16 protein-coding genes are annotated in these 21,069 nt (G+C 44.9%); 11 read left to right on the top strand and 5 right to left on the bottom strand.

Annotated features, from left to right (window positions below; translation table 11 throughout):
* Positions 1-376 precede the first annotated feature (376 nt).
* Entirely contained in the window at positions 377-2,785 is a 2,409-nt protein-coding gene (locus MASE_RS15275; protein ID WP_014950639.1) for a TonB-dependent receptor, read from the top strand.
* 183 nt (positions 2,786-2,968) lie between these two features.
* A complete protein-coding gene (locus MASE_RS15270) occupies positions 2,969-3,496 on the top strand; it encodes an ester cyclase (protein WP_014950638.1) in 528 nt (175 codons plus the stop codon).
* Between the two features lie 56 nt (positions 3,497-3,552).
* Here MASE_RS15270 and MASE_RS15265 read toward each other — a convergent pair whose 3' ends face one another.
* The gene (locus tag MASE_RS15265; protein WP_014950637.1) at positions 3,553-5,676 is read right to left on the bottom strand and encodes a TonB-dependent siderophore receptor; all 2,124 of its coding nucleotides are present in this window, start codon (positions 5,674-5,676) and stop codon (positions 3,553-3,555) included.
* Positions 5,677-5,979: 303 nt separating this feature from the next.
* Between MASE_RS15265 and MASE_RS15260 the strand changes: the two genes are divergently transcribed.
* Entirely contained in the window at positions 5,980-7,866 is a 1,887-nt protein-coding gene (locus tag MASE_RS15260; RefSeq protein ID WP_014950636.1) for a TonB-dependent receptor plug domain-containing protein, read from the top strand.
* Positions 7,867-7,876: 10 nt separating this feature from the next.
* Positions 7,877-8,320, top strand: coding sequence for a DUF6314 family protein (locus tag MASE_RS15255; protein ID WP_014950635.1), 444 nt, complete (start codon positions 7,877-7,879; stop codon positions 8,318-8,320).
* Between the two features lie 18 nt (positions 8,321-8,338).
* Here MASE_RS15255 and MASE_RS15250 read toward each other — a convergent pair whose 3' ends face one another.
* The 3 genes from MASE_RS15250 to MASE_RS15240 all read right to left on the bottom strand — a co-directional run bounded on the left by MASE_RS15250 (position 8,339) and on the right by MASE_RS15240 (position 10,657).
* Positions 8,339-9,202, bottom strand: a complete 864-nt coding sequence (locus tag MASE_RS15250) for a DMT family transporter (protein WP_014950634.1) — start codon at positions 9,200-9,202, stop codon at positions 8,339-8,341.
* Between the two features lie 71 nt (positions 9,203-9,273).
* Complete coding sequence (locus MASE_RS15245; protein WP_014950633.1) at positions 9,274-10,143, bottom strand: MIP/aquaporin family protein; 870 nt, start codon at positions 10,141-10,143, stop codon at positions 9,274-9,276.
* Between the two features lie 322 nt (positions 10,144-10,465).
* Positions 10,466-10,657 (bottom strand): hypothetical protein, encoded by a 192-nt coding sequence (locus tag MASE_RS15240; protein WP_014950632.1) that lies wholly within the window; start codon positions 10,655-10,657, stop codon positions 10,466-10,468.
* Between the two features lie 279 nt (positions 10,658-10,936).
* Between MASE_RS15240 and MASE_RS15235 the strand changes: the two genes are divergently transcribed.
* From MASE_RS15235 to MASE_RS15205, 7 genes are all read left to right on the top strand, one after another.
* Entirely contained in the window at positions 10,937-11,353 is a 417-nt protein-coding gene (locus MASE_RS15235) for a Dabb family protein (protein WP_014950631.1), read from the top strand.
* Between the two features lie 159 nt (positions 11,354-11,512).
* The gene (locus MASE_RS15230) at positions 11,513-11,845 is read left to right on the top strand and encodes a DUF1904 family protein (protein ID WP_014950630.1); all 333 of its coding nucleotides are present in this window, start codon (positions 11,513-11,515) and stop codon (positions 11,843-11,845) included.
* Positions 11,846-11,979: 134 nt separating this feature from the next.
* On the top strand, positions 11,980-12,672 hold the full coding sequence (locus MASE_RS15225) for a hypothetical protein (protein ID WP_415857823.1): 693 nt from the start codon (positions 11,980-11,982) through the stop codon (positions 12,670-12,672).
* Between the two features lie 95 nt (positions 12,673-12,767).
* Entirely contained in the window at positions 12,768-15,698 is a 2,931-nt protein-coding gene (locus tag MASE_RS15220; RefSeq protein ID WP_014950628.1) for a cadherin-like domain-containing protein, read from the top strand.
* A gap of 17 nt (positions 15,699-15,715) precedes the next feature.
* Positions 15,716-17,113: a TonB-dependent receptor plug domain-containing protein gene (locus MASE_RS15215; protein ID WP_041693554.1), complete on the top strand. Its 1,398-nt coding sequence runs from the start codon at positions 15,716-15,718 to the stop codon at positions 17,111-17,113.
* Between the two features lie 53 nt (positions 17,114-17,166).
* Entirely contained in the window at positions 17,167-18,435 is a 1,269-nt protein-coding gene (locus tag MASE_RS15210; RefSeq protein WP_041693552.1) for a hypothetical protein, read from the top strand.
* On the top strand, positions 18,426-19,496 hold the full coding sequence (locus tag MASE_RS15205) for a cytochrome-c peroxidase (RefSeq protein WP_014950627.1): 1,071 nt from the start codon (positions 18,426-18,428) through the stop codon (positions 19,494-19,496). The genes MASE_RS15210 and MASE_RS15205 overlap by 10 nt, the downstream gene beginning before the upstream one ends.
* A gap of 136 nt (positions 19,497-19,632) precedes the next feature.
* Here MASE_RS15205 and MASE_RS15200 read toward each other — a convergent pair whose 3' ends face one another.
* Entirely contained in the window at positions 19,633-21,069 is a 1,437-nt protein-coding gene (locus MASE_RS15200; protein ID WP_014950626.1) for a PepSY-associated TM helix domain-containing protein, read from the bottom strand.

The raw sequence follows: 21,069 nt of genomic DNA, 5'->3' as shown, positions 1-21,069 counted from the left end.
GCATTCGGTTTCTATCCATTCGAGTGCCATTTTTCTATGCAGATCCTACCAGTCATTTTTGACTTGAAGTCTATATTTATACTTCGAAATCTTATTTTTACTGTCATTGTTAAAGCTCTTTGTTTATAAATAAAGCCTTTTATTACATGCGTTTATTTTTTCTTAATGTATTTAAACAAAAAATTAAAATTCATGAATTAACAATCTTTGAACATTTTTATTGACTTCGAAGTAAATTGAGTTGTATGTTTGTTTAGACCAAGAATTAAACAACCTAGTATGATGTTGTCACAGGCAGGGTCATCAAAGGCTTGATAAACGCAGGGCACTAACAGGTTACTGCAGATAAGGTTTTATTAATCCGGGAACTATCACGATGAAGCAAGACCAACGAAAGTACCATACAACATACCTCTCCCGCGCTATTCAAAGTGCACTTCTAATCAGCGTTAGTTTTTGCGCTAGCGCCCAACAAGAAACCCCTGACAGCGAAGCTAAAGCAGCGGGTGTTGAACGTATTGAAGTAACAGCAAACCGACAATCTCAAGATTTGCAGGAAGTATCGTCTTCTGTGAGCGCGTTAGGTGCAGATGATATTTTGCGTAACGGCATTGAAAATATTAGTGGTCTTGAAAACGTTGTTCCCGGATTAAGAATAGGCAGCTCGGGTGGTGAAGTTCGTCCCGCTATGCGTGGTGCTCGTACCAACGAAGTTGGCGTGGCCGGTACAGGTATTGCTGAACAAGTTGTTGGTATTTTCCAGGATGGTATTTATGTGCCAACGACCACCGGTGGCTTAGGGGCTTACGTTGATATTGAGCGCATTGAAGTACTGCGCGGGCCGCAGGGAACACTGTATGGAAGAAATACATTTGCAGGTAGTATCAACGTTATCTCAAAGCAGCCTGAACTTGGCTATACCAGTGGTTCTGTGAAACTGACTCATGGTAGCTATGACCGTTCAGCCTATGAAGCTATTTTAAACCTGCCGCTAAGTGATAAGGCCGCTACGCGCTTTGTCATGAGCCACGACCGTCATGACGGTATGATTGAAAACCATTTCTTGCCGGGCTCGTCAGACGATTTACGCGAAAAGAACCAATTCTACTTACGTAACACGACTAAATACGAATTCTCAGACGATGTTACTGCATTGCTTCGCCTTGATTACAGTAAGAAAGACGCAAACTCAGAAGCGATTTGGGGTTACCAACAAATTGCGGGTTATCAAATTTCTGAAACCTCACCGGGGTCGGGCGTTTACAACCCTATTGCTACGGTAACACCTGGCCACATTTATCAGCCAGCTGATGCAGAGCGAGATGATGAAGGCCCTTACGATGTATACAGAAATGCGGTGTCTTTTGATAACCAAGAAGCGTGGTCGGCAACCTTGACACTCGACTGGGCGATGGACTGGGCAAATGCAAAGTGGACCACTAACTATTCTGAACTGTCAGGCGAGCAATTCTACGATAACGACTACAGCGATGGTGGCTTAGACTTTGTTGGTGGCTTTGGACGTCAGGACGATCAAAAAGCGTTTTCTACCGAACTACAGTTGTCATCTGTTGAAAGCGATAGCCCGTTTTCTTGGATAGCAGGCGTTTATTTGTTCTCGCAAGAAGCGGATTGGGAATGGCTGTGGCGTGAGGATACAACCGGTAACGGTGAGCCAGATTCTATTACGGTTCCTTCGTGGGGAAATCCAAATCACGACCCACATGAAGTCGACTCTGTAGCCGTATTTGGCCAAGCTCGTTATCAACTTAACGACAGCAACCGCTTGTTGGTTGGCCTTCGCTACAACAAAGACGAAAAAACATTTACAGGCGATTCAATTCCCGATTGGGACGACTCAGCGGTATTGTGGAAATTAGCTTACGAGCTAGATGTTGCAAAAGACATGATGGTCTATGCCAGTGCAGCAACAGGTTATCGTACTGGTGGTGCTAACGACGCGAGGGTGGTAGCGCGTGGTGCCGATCCGCTATACGACAATGAAGAAGTTATTTCTTACGAAATTGGCCTGAAGAGCTTTTTATTCGATAACACCGTTCGGTTTAACGTTTCTGCTTTTGCAAACCAATACGATGACGTGAAAGCGCAGCTGTTTGCAGTATCGTGTAACGACACAACAACTGACTTAACCGTGGCACAGTGCGTTTCTACTGGCGTTAGTACAACCTTTGAATACTATGAAAACGGTGGTCAGGTTGACACCTACGGGTTAGAAGCTGATTTGGAATGGCGCCCACTAAGCGAGTTAACGTTAAATGCAACCTTGGCGCTTCTTAACGCCGAGTTCGCTGACGACTTTGCGGTAGGTAATTCTCAACTTCAGCCGCTACTTGGGTTAGGCAATGTTGATGGCCGTCAGGATATAAACGATCCAAATAGCCAGTTTAGCTTTGCGGGTTACTCTCCAGCTATGTCGCCTGATTATACGCTGGGCCTAAGCGCAAGGTATGAGTACTCATTGCCAAATGGCGGTTACTTAACGCCTTATCTTCATGTGAACTTTGTTGACGATCACTACGCGTTTGATATCAATATTCCTGAAACAAAAGTAGATGCTCACGCCATGGTAACGGCTCGCATTTCTTGGGAAGTAAATGAAAACTTAAACGTCGATTTCTTTGCAAATAACCTGACGGATGAAGAAGTGCTTACTCGTGCAGTGGTTCAGTCTCAAGTGCTTAATGGGCTGCCTATCAACTCCATTCAGGCAAACTGGAATAACCCGCGTACATATGGCGTAAGCTTACAGTACAAGTTCGACTAACACGTGTAGCGCAGTGCGCTATTTTAAACGCTGAACAAACTGGGCAATCACTAGGGTGATGAGCCCAGTTTTGGTTCTTAGCGCTAAATATCTACTTTACGCTCTGTTTCAAAACCCCAATTACGCATTCTTTAAACAGAGCTTTTAATATGCAGTACTCAACACTTTTTTGGGAGATATGAGATGAAAGGTTCACGTCCAGAACAAGGTATTCTTACAAAAGACAACGACTTGTCAAAAACGCAGAAAACCATTGATACCATTGACGCTATGGTCGATGGATTAAATGATCATGATATCGACAATATGGGCCGTTTCTTCAGCGAGAACTTTCGCTGGATGGGCAATGCAGGTTGCGGTTTCAAACAAGGGTTAAAAGAGTTTCAAGACAACTGGCAGCGACCGTTTCAGGCTGCGTTTTCTGATAAAGTTTGTATAGATGAAGCTCGCGTCACACAAGGTGAGTGGTGCGCTGCGTTTGGTCGCCAAGAAGCGGTTCACACTGGAACCTTTATGGGAATAGAGCCTACCGGTAAAAGAGTTGAAATTCGCTATATGGATTTTTGGAAAGTGGTAGACGGTAAAATTGTAGATAACTGGGTTAACGTTGACTTCCCCTACATTATGCAGCAGCTAGGTGTAGACCCGTTCAACGGACACGGGTGGGAAAACCGTGACTCAGGGAAAATGCCAGTGCAAAACGGCGAATAGAAATGTATACCAAACAAGCCGGAACATCGAAGCCACCGGCTTGTTTGATTTTATTACTAGAACTGGTACTTAACGCTTACTGTGTAGTTAGTCGGAGAGCCCGGCATGGTCCAAAGCTGATGGTATGAGTTCTCAAAATAATCTCTGTCGAACAGATTATTCACGTCAAATCTCATAGAAAGTGCACCGCTGATATTCACCGACCCTGCTAAGTTCACAAGGGTATAAGACGGCAAAATGAATGTTGGATCGGTGGTTTGCCCTAAGCGATCGCCCACGTAACGCATGGTCACACCAAAGAACGCTTCTTTTTCAAATACGCTGGTGAAATGGTTAAGCGAGATATACCCCGAATGCTTGGCGATATTGATTAATCGCGACCCTTTAGCTATAGGCACGCCCCAATCCAAGTTATTGACTTCGTTAGCGGTTTTAGCATCTATGTATGCGTATGCCATATCAAGGCGAATGTCTGAAGTAAGGTCAGTGGTTAACTGAAATTCTACCCCTTGGCTTTCAACTTCACCGAGCGTAGCTGAAAAGCCAGTGTTAGGTTCAGCGGTAAGCATGTTGGTCTTTTCAGCATCGAAAATAGCGACGCTACCAGAAAACATATCAGCAATGTTTTCCCACTTAGCTCCTACCTCAAAAGAGGTGGTCTCTTCAGGGTCAAACGCGTTGCGATCAGAGTCAAGTCCGGGGTTGGGTCTGAAACCTTCTGCATAACTAGTGTAAAGGCTTACAGAATCATTGATTTCATACACGAAACCAAAGCGTGGTGTCACTTCCGTTTGGTCTTGTTCTTGCCCTTCATTGCTTAACTTATTAAGAATGTCTTGCTCGAATTTGTCCACGCGAAAGCCAACTAAAAGCTTGGTTGCTTCGCTAAGCTCTATAACATCTTGTGCGTAGAAACCTAACCCTTTTTGCTTTTCAGCCGTGAGTGTAGTGGGCGTAACGTCAGGTCTGAAAATAGTGTAGTCTGGATTTTCAGGGTCGATGCTATAAGTGGTATCACCCGCACCCCACGCAGTGCGCCAACGACGATAGTCTGTATCGATGTGGTAGTTGTAATAGTCCAAACCAAACAAGACGTTATTTACGAAGCCTGCCACGTCTACCACGCCACTTAATTCAAAGCGTAGTGATAAGTCTTGCGCTTGATAGTCACGGGTTCTGCGTTGCCTTGAAAGTATAGATGGGTCGGTATACAAAAGCTGACGGCCTTCTGACAGTTCAGTATCTGAAGACTGCCCTTCAAAAGAAGAGTCTCTGTAGGCGAAGCCACTGAGTAAATGCCAGTTGTGATTCAACTCGTGATTTAACACTAGCTGATGTCCGAAGGCTTTAACTTCATGGGCTCCGTCTCTAACATCACCATAAAAGTCTTCGGCATCTACGGCGTCAAAGTCGTTATTTAATATGAACACACCGCGATCAAGCGGCTTTTCCTGATCCAGTATTTCCATCTGATAGCTTAAGCTGGTGTGATCAGAAATGTTCCAAATGAATGAAGGGTTAAGGTTCAAATTCTTGAAAAATACGTTATCGCGATAAGTATCAGAGTCTTCGTATGAACCGTTAACGCGATACGCCATGTCTGAATTAATGCCGTTCGTGTAATCGAACTCTACTTGTTTTTTATCAAAATTACCTACGGTACCCTGGATGTAGCCTTGCTCTTCGAACTGAGGTTTTTTGGTAATAACGTTAATGGTACCGCCAGGTTCACCTTGACCATATAAGGCTGATCCCGGACCCTTCATTACTTCTATAGTTTGAACGTTAACCGTGCTTCTATTACCGCTATAGCCACGCACGTTGAAGCCGTTTATTAAATAACCCGATGGGTTATTTTCATCGCCAGAAAAACCTCGAATCGCAAAGCTATCGAACATGCCGCCAGAGTTGTTTTGTCTAACAATGGTGGGCGCAAAATCTAGCGCATCGATGAAGCGCGTGATCCCTTCATTCGCTAAGGTATCAGCAGTAATTCGGTCGATTGCTTGTGGGGTGTCGATTAGCGGTACATTACCACGGTATGGCTGAAAGTGTCTTTTTACCTCAATGTGTTCAAGTTCATCATGAGCACCTTGAAGGGAGCTTTCATCACTTTGCGCAGCGGCGCTTACTGATAATGCAACTAAAGAAAATATAAACGGTGTTTTAAGATCAAGCATAAGCAAGGTATTACGTGTCTTTGGCAGGTTTTGTAGAGGTCGCGAATGTTATGTTATCTCGTTTCTTTTAGCAAGAAAGGTAAGCAGACAATAAGGTGAGATTGATAATTATTGCGGGCTGCTGCAGATACATACAGTCTGTTTATATTGATAAATAGAAATGTGCAGAGCTGTGAGTAAAAATAAACTTACTGGTCTAAACTCACCTGCGCAGCGTTTTCCTCGGTCTACTAATGCTATACACTTCGCGTTTTTATTACTCTTGCCTGCAGGCTGAACCTAAATTTTTAACTAGGACACTGAATGCGTCACACAACCCTATCTTTACTCTTTTGTACTTTACCTTTTGCCGCCATGGCCGCTGAAAGTGTTGATTCATCAAACGCTAACTCTGGCGTGGACAGCAACGAAAAAGGCGTAGAAAAAATTACGATTGAAGGGGCGGCGACGGCGAACAACGAGCCGGTAGGGACGTTTAATTCACCTATATCTAACTTAGAGTACGATCCGCGAGTCGATTTGCAATCAAGAAACATGGCAGAAGCGCAGGCTGACGTGACTATTCGCGGCGGTATATTCGAAAACACGGGTTTTCGCATAGGAAGCGCAACGCTGATCGACCCGCAAACGGGGCACTATTTCGCCGAGATTCCTATTGCGCCAGAAGTGTTGACGAAGCCGAGTATTTTCACGGGCGTCGATAACGCGCTTTACGGCGTAAATAGCTCTGTAGGTACGGTGTCTTACGGCTGGCGTCCCATCCAAACAGCAGGCAGTGTGTCAGTGGGAATAGGTAATAACAACTTCAATTTGCAGCGTGTACACGGTGCAGTAAAGCACGCGCTTAGTGATTTACCGGGTTGGTCTGTTGGCGTTGAAGGAGAGTATTCTCGCTCTGAAAGTGATGGCACTATTGCTAATGGCGATCATAATTTCGAACGCGCGTCAGGGCGTATTCAGCTGGCAAGTAATGACTCACAAACCGACGTGTTTTATGGCTTTCAGCAAAAGTTTTTTGGCTGGCCTAACTTGTACACGCCTTTTAATGTAAACGAGACAGAAGACATTCAAACCCGTTTGGTCATGCTAAATCACAAACAGCGCTACGGCGAAGAGAGCATGAAAAATACCTTTGAGGTCTCTGCTTACTACAGAGAGAATGACGACCATTACGTATTCTCACGTGAAAATCCTGAAGCGTTTCAGGCGTTTCACGAAACCAAAGTGAAGTCATTGGCGTTTTCCGGTACTCATAATGTTTCGCAAGAATTTAGTATCAACTACGCAGCACAGCTTACTGCAGACGACATCACCTCAACCACGCTAGAGAATAATTTCACCTCTCGCGAATACTACAAAATAAGCGTAGTGCCCGAGTATCGAACTCAGTTGAACAGCAATGAATCGCTTACCGTTCGTTTAGGTGGGGCGTTTGACGATACAAATCGCGACGACGATCGACTGTCTTTTGTGGGCGATATTAGTTGGCTTACCCAAGCAGGGAGCAATGCCTCGCGTACACTCTATCTTTCGTATGCAGAGGCGACGCAGGTGGCTGGCTACACTGCTGTAGGCGGCAGCACCACAAGCGGTCTGTTTAGAAGTAACAACCAGTTACAGCGAGAAGTCAGCAAAAACTTAGAGTTTGGGGCGTCATTTGATAAAACGTCTTTCAAAGTTGATACCGCCGTATTCTATCGCTGGGATAACGAGCTGACAGATTGGACGTATAGCTTCGACGCTACTTCTGCACGCAGTGCAAACCCGGTTGATATCGAAACCTTAGGTGTTGAGGTGATTGCCATTAAACGCTTTGAGAGCGCAGATGTGGTGGCCAGCTACACCTATTTAGATAAGTCTGAAGACTATCGAATTGATGAGGTAGACGCGAGCTTTTACGCGCTTAACTATCCGCCGCATCGCGCCACCCTTGGGTTGGTGTGGTTTGCAACCGATACGGTTGAAGTGCGCATTGACAACGAGTGGCGGAAACAAGAAACCAATGCGCTTAGAAACGGCGGTGACTCTGCGTTTTTCTCACATGTCACTTTCACATATTCACCTGCTCAGGTTGAAGGGTTAAGCCTGGTATTGGCAGTCGATAACTTGTGGGATGAGCGCTTTGAAGAAATCCCAGGAACGCCGGGGCGCGGCGACCAATATTCTGCCACTGTTACCTATTTTTGGTAAGGACGGCGCAATGACAGTTAATTCTCCTCATACCTTGGACGATTTTGCTGGACGATGGACGCTAACGCGCAAAATCATCCAGCGAAATGGCGATGTATTTACCTTTTCTGGCGAGGCTGAATTCAGCTGGCTGGAAGGCAGTGTACAAAAAGAAAAAAGCGGCTTGGCGTATTACGAAAAAGGCGAAGTAACTGCGCCTAACGAAAGCGTAATGCCCGCAGAACGTCGGTATTTCTGGCAGCAGCCTCAAACTGGTTTATTTGAAGTGTTGTTCGATGATGAACGTTATTTTCATTCTTTCAGTGCGACCAACCCAATCGCTGAGCACTTATGTGGCGACGATAATTACGTGGTGCGCTATGACTTCACAGCGTGGCCTGTGTGGCGCTCTACGTGGCAGGTCAATGGGCCACGCAAAGACTACACCATGGTGAGTGAGTATAGTCCTGCGTAGCTTTGGCCTTTTTGAGGCTTATAACTGTTTCTGCTTCTTAGCGTGTTGATGGGACATCCAAAGTGCAATAGCAATGATGGTACCGCCAAGAAGCAGGCGAGAAAAGTCGGTGTCTTTTTGCCAGAGCAGTAAATTAACCACAAGCCCCGCTGGAATAAGTGCGTTATTCATAATAGCTAACGTACCACCAGAAACGGCTAGTGCCCCTTGGTTCCAAAAGTAATATCCAAGCCCCGACGCCACAATACCCAACCACAGTAGCACTCCCCACTGCTCGGTGTTCTGCGGTAGTTGGCTTGGGTTGCCAAATAGGAAGAACGCAGGTGAGGCAACAGCCAGTGCGCCTAAATAAAACCACGCGAATACGTTGTGATAGGGTACTTGAGCTGTAAAAGTCGAGGTCAGCTTTTTATAACCCACTTGTCCTAGTGCAAAGGAAAGATTAGCACCCTGAACAATAGCAAAACCAAACCAGTAGTTATCAGTCACGCCATCAAAGCGAATTATGGCTGCACCTGCGGTGGCAATAAGTGCGCACAATAAATAAAACGGGGTAAACCGCTTAAACAGGGCGTCGTTCAAAATGGCGACATAAAGCGGCGTAAAAATGGTGAAAAGCAACACTTCTGGCACGCTTAAAAACAAAAATGCGTGATAGAAGAAGATGTACATCAGCCCTAATTGCACAGCACCTAAACTGGCCAGAATCACCTTTTGTTTAAGGTTCAATAATGCCGGCCTAAGGAAAGGAAGGAAGACCAGTGTGGCGAGCGCAATGCGTGTCAAAACAGCAAAATAACTGTCTACTGAGCCAGCCAAAAACTCGCCTATGAGCGAAAAGGAAAATGCCCACAGGACAGTAACTGCTACTAAATAAAACACACGCTATGCTTCTTTGTAAGTTCAACCGCGGCGTAAAATAGGCCATCGCCGCTCGTATATCAATAGTTAGCTTACCCTCTATCAACACTCGCTTCAGAAGTTTGTGTAACAGCGGAAGTTTCGCAATCGTTTGGAATAGTGCAGGCGCGACTTTCTGGCGAAAGGGAATGACCTATTAATACAGGGTACAGCCAAGCGCCAAAGCATGCTCCACATATAGGCGCTACAATAGGCACAATAAAGTAGGGGATGTCTTTCGCCCCATCAAGCGCATACTCCCATCCCGCAATATAGGAAAAGAGCTTAGGACCAAAATCGCGAGCTGGGTTCATGGCAAAACCGGTCAACGGCCCTAAAGAAGAGCCAATAACAGCAATGACGATACCAATTAGTAGCGGATTCATGGCTCCACGGGATGCGCCGTTATTTTCATCTCCTAATGCCAGTATTGCGAACATCAAAACGGCAGTGATAACGAGCTCAACGCCAAAGGCTCCCCAAAATGAAAGGGCTTTGTGGGGAAAAGTAGAGAAAATGCTTGCTGTTGTGAGAGCGTCTACACTATCGCGCGAGAGGTTATGAGTAAGTTCATAATCTATAAAAAGTTGATGATACAACCCGTAGATAAGTGCAGCAGCAGCGAATGCCCCCAAAAACTGGGAAAGAATAAAGGGGGCAACTTTGTGCTTTTCAAAACCGTGAAAAAGCGCAAGCGCAATAGTTACCGCTGGGTTGATATGTGCACCGGAAACGCCAGCAGTACAATAAATGGCAACAGCGACGCCAAACCCCCAGACAATACTGATTTCCCATTGACCGAACGAGGCGCCTGTTAATACCAATGCTGCAACGGCACCAACACCGAAGAATATCAGAATTGCCGTGCCTATGAATTCAGCAACACACTGGCGGAAAAGCGTTGGTTCCGTGAGAGGTAACATAATTCTTCCTTTTAATCTTTAACCAGTACAACGCATTGATCAGAAAAAGAAGCGACAGAGCTATGTTATGAAGAATGAAAGCTGAAACCGTTTTATGTGGCGCAATAGTGCATTAACCGTTCATTCAACTAACAGGCCGTTAGGTGCTAATTCTGACGCAGCTTCCCATGTACATTTACTAGGAATGCATCATAAAACGAACATAAACGAACTGCAAATGAGCAAAAACGAATATTTATCGTTCTTGGTGTTGATACTGGTATTCAGCTTGGTATAGCAGCACCGTTGTTACCTCAGAGCGGTAATCCTAAAAAGGCCAGTCTTAGTGGAGTACGGATAGCTCAGTACTGAGGCTAGCATTTTTGTTGTCGCTATCGCCTTTTAACTCTCCAGCTTCTTCAACCAATGCCGTCATAGCGTCAATAATATCGAGGAAGCTTGCTAGCTGCTCTGGCGTTAGACCATTAGATAAGTTTTCAATTTTATTGATAAGCTGTTTGGTAGGTAAGCGCATAGCGTCAAAATCTCGTTGTTTACATGTTTAAAATTCAGTTTCTTTAGGTATCCTTCAAGTTGCTTGCCAACATGCAGAATATTAAATTCCTGGCGCTTTCTTGCCTTGCTAATTGAGTTCAGATCTATTTCGCAGTGAAAGACAGAGCTCACAAGTGTGTGTTTACGCGAAGATGAACGGGTTCTTATTGCTTCAATTGAGATCCAATGTCATTGTAGAAACATCAGCATGTTCAATGTTTATGACAGAAATCTACAGCTAAGGTAAGCAGGCTCTATTATGGCAAATACAAAAAGACGACAATTTTTAGCAACCGCAGGAGCGTTTGCTTCGCTATCTGCATTGCCCGCTATGGCGCATTCGTCCCGCACCACAAACGCTGAGTTACCACCTATCCTTCATATGGTTTACTTCTGGCTGAAAGATCCAACGTCAACAGAAGATAAGCAAAAGCTCATTGCTGGTTTGCAATCGTTGCGTGCTATCCCACAAGTTCACTCGCTTCACATTGGTGTGCCTGCCAATACACTAAAGCGTGACGTGATAGATAACTCGTTTGACGTGTCAGAACTTATGCTATTTGAAAGTGTTGAAGCGCAAGATGAGTACCAGCTTCATCCTATTCACAAAAAGTTTGTGGAAGAGTGTTCTCATTTATGGCGTGAAGTGGTGGTGCGAGATTCTGTTTCGGTATAATTCTTAATTTGCCGTGACAACGTTTTGCCCTTTTACCGAATAGTATGGTATTCATCGCGTACTAAAGGCGAGCCCTCAGTCTAGACGCTTTTAAAGCGTGGTATGATGCCGTTTAGAAAATTCCGGTACACAAACTAAAGAGCTATTAAAGGACAAAAAATGCCGCACATTCGCGCAAGAGGTATCGAGCAATCAGTGTTAGAAGAGGTTGCAGGTTCTATCGTTGAACAGTTTGCCAAACTGACCGACACCCCTAACGATCATTTCACAGTAGAGCACATTGCGAGCCAGTTCATTGTGGCCGGTGGAGCCTCTTCGGCTTATCCGTTTATAGAAGTTTTGTGGTTTGATCGCGGGCAGGATGTCAAAACTGCAGTGGCTCACGTTATCGATACTGCGCTTCGCCCCTTCGTAGGAGAGGATAAGGACATCACCGTTTTATTTAAAGATCTCAACGGTAACGACTACTACGAAAATCGCGAACATTTCTAGCGTTTGTATGTCTAGTTAAGCTCCTGCAGAGCAAGATTATCTAGTCCTTTTTCATTGCTACTCTTCTCTTTTCATCTTTTTAAAGGTTCATCATGTTCTTTGAGCGCGTTTCACATCGTCCACTGTTTTTAAACGTGGCTTTTTTGATTTTTCCTCTTTTACTAGCGACGAGTTTTGGTCTTCATGCCAAAGTATTTTTGGACGAAAAGACCCTTGTTTACCAAGGTGGGATCTCAAAAGAAAACAACGAAATTGCATTCGAACTGTTCAAACAGGCAGAGGTGAAACCTACTACTTTGTCAATTACCAGTGGTGGCGGCAATGTAGATTTAGGAATGGATTTAGGAGAGTTTGTTCTTGAACACAGCCTGGATGTAAAAGTGAGCACATTTTGCTTTTCTTCTTGCGCAAACTACGTATTCACCGCGGGTAAAAACAAGTGGCTTGGAGAAAAAGCGATACTGGGTTGGCATGGAGATGCGGCTTCAGCCTATTGGCGAGACAGCGATATTGACGCCATGGTAAGGCATTTAGAAGGCGAAGAGAAAAGCAAAAAATGGCAAGAACTTCGACAACATTACGACGATATCACACAAAGATCTGTTGCCCGAGAAAAGCGGTTTTTTGAACGTATTTCTACCGACCATGCACTGCTTACTATAGGGCTATCGAAAGACCTGATTAAAGCAGCGGTTGAACAAAAGGCAAGAGGGTGGACGGCTACTCCGGCACTGCTAGAAAAAATGGGGGTAAATAACATCAAGTTTATATCATCTCCCTGGCAGCCTGGAAACAATCCTCGTTTCCCGCTTTTAATTCTTCAATAAAGAAATGTAAAGATTTGAACTTTTAGCAAATGAGAATTGATATCATTTGCATTATTTATTAGTATGCGCTCCCTTTTTGCTTGGAGTTGGCATACATGGCACTTGAGTTCGTTCAAAACAAAGAAAATAGACGAAGAATTAAGGTAAAACTGGCGTGTTTAACTACGTCTGTTTTAGCGTTAACTGCATGCGGCGGCGGAAGTGGAGGCAATAACGCGCCAAGCTTAAGCCAAGCTAGTTTATCAATAACTACGCTTGAAGATAATACCGCGACCGGAACGGTTGTGGCGTCAGATTCAGACGGTGACACGCTAGGGTTTTCGGTGGGTACAAGCCCTTCTAATGGAAGCTTAACCGTAAGCCAAGACGGTAGTTTTGTTTACACCCCTAGTGCCGACTTCTTTGGTGAAGACACGGCAAGCATCACAGTATCAGACAGTATCGAGTCAGTAAGTGCATCGATTTCTTTTACGGTTACAAATGTAAACGATTTACCTGTCATTCAGACCTCATCGCTAGTTGTCGGTAGTAACGGCGAAACAACCGGAATTATCGAGGCCACAGACGTTGATGGGGATACATTGACGTTTACCGTGAATGCCCAACCTGAACAAGGCGTAGTAGACATTGATAGCGCAACTGGGGCGTTTACTTTTGTCGCGAACGAACTTGCCACGGTTGACGACAGCTTTGTAGTGAGTGTGTCAGATGGCATCGGTGAGCCAGTGCTTGGTACTATCGATTTAGGTGCCTCGTATGTGAGTAATGAGGACAAACTTACTTATTATTACGCTTCGTCTCATTCACATATTACAAACGCCGAAAATATGGTGGTAAGGGATGGTACGAACGATGTTTTTGTCATTACTGACGCCGAAGTGGCAGAAGATGCCTACATCAATATTGCCGTTGGCTATGCAGTAGCAGGCTTTGCAGACTTAAGTTTACAAACTATCAATGAGAAGGTCATCACCCGTTCAGGTAAAGCTGAAGCGCTGCGCTTAAGTGCTAACGAACTGGAAAGAATTGGGGAAAGTGACACTGCAAAAACTTTCAGAACCGAAGCCGTCGTTCAGAAAAATGCGTATATTGCCGAGCTTGGTTTAGATAACTTAAGTACAAGTGATGCCACCTTTTATCGAAAGCTTGTTGAAGATTATATCGACGCCGATGACTTTGATTCTGCAGTAGTTGTATTAAACATCACCCGAGCCTACGCCGAAGAATTGTCTGATTTGACCCAAGCGCGTACCAGCGCACACGGAAAATTTGGCGTTTTAGCTACAGACTTATTGGCGAGCCGTGTAGAAGCCTACGCTACGCAGCAGTCTGATTTAAACTACGAATCAGTCATTACCGCGTTAGACTACGCAATTCACATTGCGGATACCACAAGCTTTAATACGGTAAGGGGAAACAACAATTTTACTAGTCGTACGTTACTGCTAGTCGAAGCGACGCGCTACGCATATGCCGCTAGCCTAATCGGCAGCGATGAACAGAAAGCAGAGCTGACGCACAGAGCAAAAACCTCATTAGCACGCGGTATATCAATGTATGTGACCGCTGACTATGACGATGCTTATCGCGTTGATGTGGCTGACTATGCAGAAGAAACGTTAAGTCGCTACCCAACGGGACTGGGTAACCTGACTGGTCCCTTCGCTGCTCTTTATCCAGATTATATTGCGGCAAACTCTACCGAGACTGCTATTGGTAATTTACCGCTAATGTTAGTAGAAGAGGAAGAGGGCTCAACAGATTTAGACACTAAGAAAGCGTATCGCGATCACTATGCTTACAGTATTGTAAGCAGCGCATTTAACGGTGAAGATATTACCCCGCTTATTGAAGCGCTTACCCATACCTTTACTGTGACCTACACTGACACCGAATACGTGGTTGAAGCCCTAGTAGAACAGGATGATGCTGGTTTTCTGGATAAGCGTGCAGCGTGGTTTTTACACTATTCAGGCCTGAATGCTGAAGCTCGACAAATGACAACAGCGGCTATCGACGTGCTATCCACCCAAGCTTATTTTGATGACGTTGGTTACAACGTAGATAAGTTGGTAGAAAACTACGGATGTAGTCGTTTCGTCGAGCTTTACGCTGAATTTGGCGGTGATAATGAAACACGAAATACTCTCTATGGTAAGTGTTTAGATATAGTGGCTTTGTACTTTGGCGAAGATAGCCAAGCCTCAGAGCTCCAAAAAATGAATGCGTTTATCAATGCCGCTTTTATCCAGCGTGCACTGGGTAACGAAGAAGGTATGCAAAGTGCCATAAGCGCAGCTCGAGCCAATGTAGAAGCCCTTGCAGGAGACGATGAAGATCTTAGCAGCTTGTTCGAATCCAGAATCTATATTGCCAATGCATTTGCGTCGCTAGGCGAGCTTGAAACGGCGGCCTCTATGTTCTCTACCATCGCCGACCAGGCTGTAGAAGCGGTATCTAACGCGGCCACAATAGAAGACAAGGTTGATGCGGTAGACGATATTCTTGGTGAGCTTGAAGCGGTTTTCGAACCAGATGACAGCAACGCTTTTTTAAATATTGACAACCTGCTACTTGCCACTAAAAAGCATGCTGGTCTAAATGAAGAATATGCTCAAGCTATCAGCAGTATCAACGCTACAGGCGCTGCTTTACTAGAAAGCTTACTGGCAGCAACATCTGAGTTTGCAGACAGCGAAAACGTCGATTTTTACGAATCATTCATTGAGCAATATGCATGGTTAGGTAATTACGAAGACGCGCAGTCGTTATCTGTTAACGAAATCTACACCACTGCGGATAGCGAAGCCTTATTTGCAGTTATAGCGGAAACAATGGCGACCCAAGATGACTTCCCAGCATCGGCAATAGCCAACGTAGATACTGACAATGATGGTCTTCCCAACTTTTTCTTATTAAATGCGACCGAAGACGCTATCTCTGAGTCTGGACTTAGTACAGACAACGACGCTGATAACGACGGCATTGAAGATCCTAACGATCTAAACCCTCTAGACAAAGACTAAGCATAAGGTAATTTTTAATGAAATATGCAGCCCCTAGCGGGCTGCTGTTGTCGTTATTAGCCAACGCAACGTTTGCTAATGCCCAACAGCAGCAAGATGTAGTTGCTCCTACGAGTGATGTTTGCATTTCTGAAGACGCATTGAACAGGATGACCGATGCTGAACGATTGGCGTGTGTGGAAGAAAACGATAATGCCAAAAAAATTGAACGTATCTTAGTTGAAGGTCGTTTTATTGGCTTGCAAGTGCCAGAAGTTGAAGGGCGCTTTACGCTAGATAGAAACTTCATTGAGTATACGCCGCGCACGGGCGGAGACTTTACCGAATTACTCGGACTATTGCCGGGTGTGGTGCTTGGGTCTGAGCAATATGACGCGTCTGAACAAGGAGAGATTCAGGCACAGCGGGTGTCAATTATGGGCGCTGAAGCATGGCAAACCGGTTTCTTCCTTGACGGTATGAACTTTAACAGTCGCCAAGATCCAAGCTCTTACCGTTCAAATGACACGCTTATAAATGATGTTGAAGGTACAACGCAAACCTTCAACATTAATCAACAAATTATAGATAGCATTACGGTTTATACCAACAATGTGCCTGCCCAATACGGCAGTTTCAGCGGCGGCGTGGTAGATGTAGAAACGCGCGAAAGCTATAAAGAAACCGAATTTGGTTTTAACTATCGCACTTCTCGAAGCGATTGGAATAGCTATAAAACCTTTTTAGCTGAAGATGTGACCGAAACCAATGAAGAGGCACCTGATGAGCCTGCCTTTGAAAAGCAGATATTAAACGTTAATTTTGCCAAAACGCTGAACGAATACTACCACTTGCTGGTTTCAGCAAATTACACCACCAGTGAAATATCAAAGTTAAGCCTAAATCAGCCGGTTGCTACTGAGCGCGAAAACGCCAACGTACTGGTTAAACTTACCCGTCGAAATCTATGGGTAGATAAGCTCACGTTAACGGCTAACTATTCGCCATATACAAGCAACGACATCATAGCCAATGCAATTGACAGCGACTTTGAAATTGAAGGCGGCGGATTCAATAGTAGCGTTAAAGTTGAGCACGGTTTTGATAGTTTCGCCCTTGAGTCAACGCTTAGCTTCGCAGAGAGTTACAATACGCGCTACGCAAACCCTCACTACTATCCTTGGGCTAAAGCTATTGGAAGGGAGTGGGGAATAGGAGATCCCACGCAAGAAGCCGCTGTGTCGAACCAAGGTGGATACGGCGACTTGGACAAAACTCAGCAAACGCTCTTTTTTGATAATTTAGTCAGGTTTAACGCGTTTAACTGGTTGGATATTGAACACAGCATAAAAGCTGGGTTCAATATAATAATGAGTCGCTGGAGCGACAGCGGTATTACGATACCTACGTTTACAACTCACCGATCACTGGGGTGAGTAACCTGAACTGTAACGGGGCGGTGTTCGACTGCGTAGCTTTAACGACGTCAATGACCATAGAAGAATTAGAGGCACAGCTTGGAGAGCCTTTAGATTTTACCAATCCTGATCACGTATTGGCGTATTCAAATATTGTGACTGCGTCCCCTCAGTATTTCGCATTGAGAAGCGTGTATCCTGAAGAATACATCGACGTAAATGTGCAAAATGTTTCGTTTCACGTTACCGACAGCATGGACTTGGGCGACGTAACACTAAACGCAGCGCTGCGTGCGGATTACGATGACTTTCTACAGAATGTAAACATTGCCCCCCGTATTAGCGGCGGTTACCGGTTATTCGGCGATGGCGATAAGCTCATTACTTTTGGTGCGAACCGTTATTACGATACCAACCTACTTTCTTACGTAGTGCGAGAAGCACAGCTGCCTTATCAGCTGGAACGCCGAAGCATTGCATTAAATGGCGACCTTCAAGGTTGGTCACCGCTATCTGGTGCCAGCGATTATCGCTATCGTTTTGACAACCTGGATACGCCTTACAACGATGAAATTGTACTTGGTTGGAAGCAAGCTACTGACTGGGGGAATTACGCCATTGAGTATGTGAAACGCTGGCGTCGTGATCAGATTTCCGTGAGCGGCGACCCCGTTTACAACCCTGAGGACGGCTATTACTACCGTACTCAAACCAATAATGGTAAAGGCCAAAACGACCGTATTTCGCTTTCGTGGGCATGGCAATTTAATACCAGTAGTTTTTGGTTTAATACCACCTACCAAATAAGTGAAGAAGTCAGTTTCGACGAAGAAGACGTAGATGTAGCGCCTATTGATGAGCTTATCTTCTTACGCAGCGGAGATGAAGAGACAGGCTTTACCTATGTCGAAACGACGCTTAATAATTTGCGCCTTGCTGAAACTGACTTTTCACAGCCGCTGGCGTTTAATGTGGGGTGGACAACAGGATGGACCGACACCTTCACAACTAGCGTAACAGGCTCCTATCGCCAGGCATTTGACGATTATGTTGCTACTGACGATGTGCAGTCTAGCGGACAGCTTTTGCGTATTTGTTCTATTTGTGATGGTGAAGAGGTACTTAATGTTCCTGTTTATCAGCTAGTGAACGTTCCAAGTCGCTTTTTGGTTAATGCGTCTGCTACTTGGGTACCTGAAGTAGTAGGCGATCATGCTCTGCGGTTTAGAGTGGATGTTCAAAACCTCTTTGACGCTCGAACTTATTCCGTTACCTCAGGCACTTCGGGTATAGAGACCGGTCGTTCAATTTGGTTTGAAGTGGGTTATCAATGGCACTAATCAGGTTATTCGCCACTGCTTGCAGCTTTCTGGTAACAACAGCGGTTGCTGGCGACGCATTGCGAGAATGGTATGCCGCGCCTATTGAACAATGGCCAGCAGCGATAACCGCTGATGGCCATGCGCCACTCGCTTTGTCGCCGCTAACGCCAATTGGCTCTTTGGCGACTGAGCAACAAATAAAGCTAGGTGAAAAACTCTTTAACGACCCTATTTTGTCACGAGACAATACGGTGAGCTGTGCAAGCTGTCATGTAAAGTCGCTGTCATTCCAAGATGGCTTGCGCAGTGCTAAAGGAGTGAGAGAGCAGATAGGCAATCGCAATACCCCGGCTATTTTTGGTATTGACCACTGGCAAAGCTTTTTTTGGGATGGTCGGGCGCAAACTGCTACTGAGCAAGCGTTAAAGCCAATAGAAAATCCAATAGAAATGGATTTGCCATTGGAAGAAGCACTAAAGCGCTTAAATACTTCGACAGACTATAAAGCAGCGTTTGACGAAGCCTACGGAAAAGAGCATATCACATCAGCGATGTTAGCGATGGCTCTAGTTGCGTTTGAACGTACAATCCCACCGCCAGACTCGAAGTATCAACGCTTTATTGCTTTGGCTCAAGAAGCGCCTAAAAAAGCACAAGCTATGCTTTCTGAATCTCAGCTAGAAGGATTACATCTTTTTAGAACGAAAGCGAAATGCATGACATGTCACGAAGGCGCACTGCTTAGCGATAATGATTTCCACGTTACAGGGTTTCACCGTTACGGCTTGTCTTTTGAGGACTTGGGAAGAAGTGAGTTCACTCAAAATGTACGGGACATTGGGAAGTTTAGAACTCCATCACTATTAGGTGTCTCTAAAACTGGCCCTTGGATGCACAACGGGCTGTTTGTACAATTCAGACCCATGATTGAACAATACAATGCGGGAGGCTTTAGGCCAAAACCGAATAGAAAGAACGCAATGGATCCGCACTATCCCAAAACGACCCCGCTTATACAGCCACTTAATTTAAGCGATGATGAAATAAATGCGCTGGTGGCGTTTCTTAACATACTTTAGAAAGAAAAGCCTTCCAAATGGAAGGCTTTTTACTGTTGACCACGCTGACAACAATACCAATCCGGATACCGGATTGGTATAAGTAAGCATGTTCACTTTACCTCAATTCTATCAGATCCCATTAGAACCAATGTGTCTATACATTCCAGCCTTTCTTTAATCGCGAGTATAGGTAGCGCCATACGCACAGGGCAAAAACGATAAACGCGCTGTCTATAATGAGCGAGTTCATGACTAACGAACTAGGGTAGTGAACAGCAAAGTGAGTAATGGCCAATACAACTAACAAGGCGGCGAGACAATTCAACAGCACTAAGTGAGTTTTCATAAGCACTTTTTGCATTAGTGAAGCGATAAGAATAGCTGTCAATGTTACCCAGAAAACAGGTTTTGTAGGCAGCGCCAGCGTTAACTCTAACAATGCAGCCCAAATAAATGCGATAGGCGTGCCCCACACAAAACCCAGCCAAAGCTGGTTTAAGGCATCTTGTTTAGCGCGTTTTGCCAGCCACAAGTTTATGCCGGTGACAGAAATAATGGTTAACGCGAACCCCATTAATCCGAAGAATATCTTCATTGCTTCTGGACCAAAGTGGCCGAAGTGTATGCGATATACAGAAAATATCGCTTGTTGGCCAGCATCACCATCTGAATAACCGACTTTATCGATGTATTGTCCACTTGCATCAAAGCGGTATTGTTCTGAATAAATGAGCTTATCTAAGTGCTGCGAGCCGAGCAGAATATACTGATTGTCTTTGGTCGCATTTTCCAAAGTAACAAAAATGGGCTGGGTATTGGGCTCCATTTTCATTATGTCGGTCAGCGCTTTTTCTATATTCGCAATGGCTGGCTGATGTTCAAGTTGAATTGATGAACCATAAATGTCGGCAAACAGATCAAGCTTGTTTGCTTCATATAAGGTATCGGCATAAATGGACGTTAAAAACGACGCTAAACCAAAATAAACGCCGGTTAGCGCAATCATCAAGTGAAAAGGTAAGCCCCACACGCTCATTCTATTGTGTAAGTCGCCTTGTGTAAGCTGCTCGTTGTTGCCCGTTCGCAAGCGAAAGGCATCTTTAAAAATACGTCTGTGAGCAACAATGCCAGAGATAATCAATGCACTCAAAATAGCACCCAATACACTGACGGCCATCATTCCGATGTCTTCTGGCAAATGAAGAGCAGTGTGTAAATCAACGATTAAATCAGTAATAGGGGTTGTGGATGGTTCACTTAATTCACCGGTTGGAGAAATATTCCAATACTCACCGTCTGCACTAATGCGTGCGCGTGGCAAATCGTGCGTAGGCAAGCGAATGACAATGTTTCCCTGTGTTTGACCCTCTTTCATTGTGAGAAAGCGTTCATAAGCATTTTGAATGCTGCCAGGGGTGTAATCTAGATTATCTGCAATATGGGGTTGTTCCCACCGCAGAAGTTCTTGAGAGAAAACAGATAAAGTGCCTGAAAAGCACACCCAATACATCAACACACTAACGGCTAATCCTAACCAAGCGTGACTTTTTAAGGCGCTTTTATTTGCGCTGGGAGAAATAGAAATACTCAT

It is taken from the genome of Alteromonas macleodii ATCC 27126, assembly GCF_000172635.2.
Taxonomy (GTDB): domain Bacteria; phylum Pseudomonadota; class Gammaproteobacteria; order Enterobacterales; family Alteromonadaceae; genus Alteromonas; species Alteromonas macleodii.
This window is presented reverse-complemented; position numbering and strand designations above follow the sequence as displayed.

Bases quoted from the DNA above. Each gene is read 5' to 3' on its own strand.
- MASE_RS15255 (WP_014950635.1), top strand. From the start codon at position 7,877: ATGACAGTTAATTCTCCTCATACCTTGGACGATTTTGCTGGACGATGG.
- MASE_RS15275 (WP_014950639.1), top strand. From the start codon at position 377: ATGAAGCAAGACCAACGAAAGTACCATACAACATACCTCTCCCGCGCT.
- MASE_RS15260 (WP_014950636.1), top strand. From the start codon at position 5,980: ATGCGTCACACAACCCTATCTTTACTCTTTTGTACTTTACCTTTTGCC.
- MASE_RS15245 (WP_014950633.1), bottom strand. From the start codon at position 10,143: ATGTTACCTCTCACGGAACCAACGCTTTTCCGCCAGTGTGTTGCTGAA.
- MASE_RS15235 (WP_014950631.1), top strand. From the start codon at position 10,937: ATGGCAAATACAAAAAGACGACAATTTTTAGCAACCGCAGGAGCGTTT.
- MASE_RS15240 (WP_014950632.1), bottom strand. From the start codon at position 10,657: ATGCGCTTACCTACCAAACAGCTTATCAATAAAATTGAAAACTTATCT.
- MASE_RS15210 (WP_041693552.1), top strand. From the start codon at position 17,167: ATGACCATAGAAGAATTAGAGGCACAGCTTGGAGAGCCTTTAGATTTT.
- MASE_RS15215 (WP_041693554.1), top strand. From the start codon at position 15,716: ATGAAATATGCAGCCCCTAGCGGGCTGCTGTTGTCGTTATTAGCCAAC.
- MASE_RS15265 (WP_014950637.1), bottom strand. From the start codon at position 5,676: ATGCTTGATCTTAAAACACCGTTTATATTTTCTTTAGTTGCATTATCA.
- MASE_RS15205 (WP_014950627.1), top strand. From the start codon at position 18,426: ATGGCACTAATCAGGTTATTCGCCACTGCTTGCAGCTTTCTGGTAACA.
- MASE_RS15220 (WP_014950628.1), top strand. From the start codon at position 12,768: ATGGCACTTGAGTTCGTTCAAAACAAAGAAAATAGACGAAGAATTAAG.
- MASE_RS15270 (WP_014950638.1), top strand. From the start codon at position 2,969: ATGAAAGGTTCACGTCCAGAACAAGGTATTCTTACAAAAGACAACGAC.
- MASE_RS15200 (WP_014950626.1), bottom strand. From the start codon at position 21,069: ATGAGTATTTCTATTTCTCCCAGCGCAAATAAAAGCGCCTTAAAAAGT.
- MASE_RS15230 (WP_014950630.1), top strand. From the start codon at position 11,513: ATGCCGCACATTCGCGCAAGAGGTATCGAGCAATCAGTGTTAGAAGAG.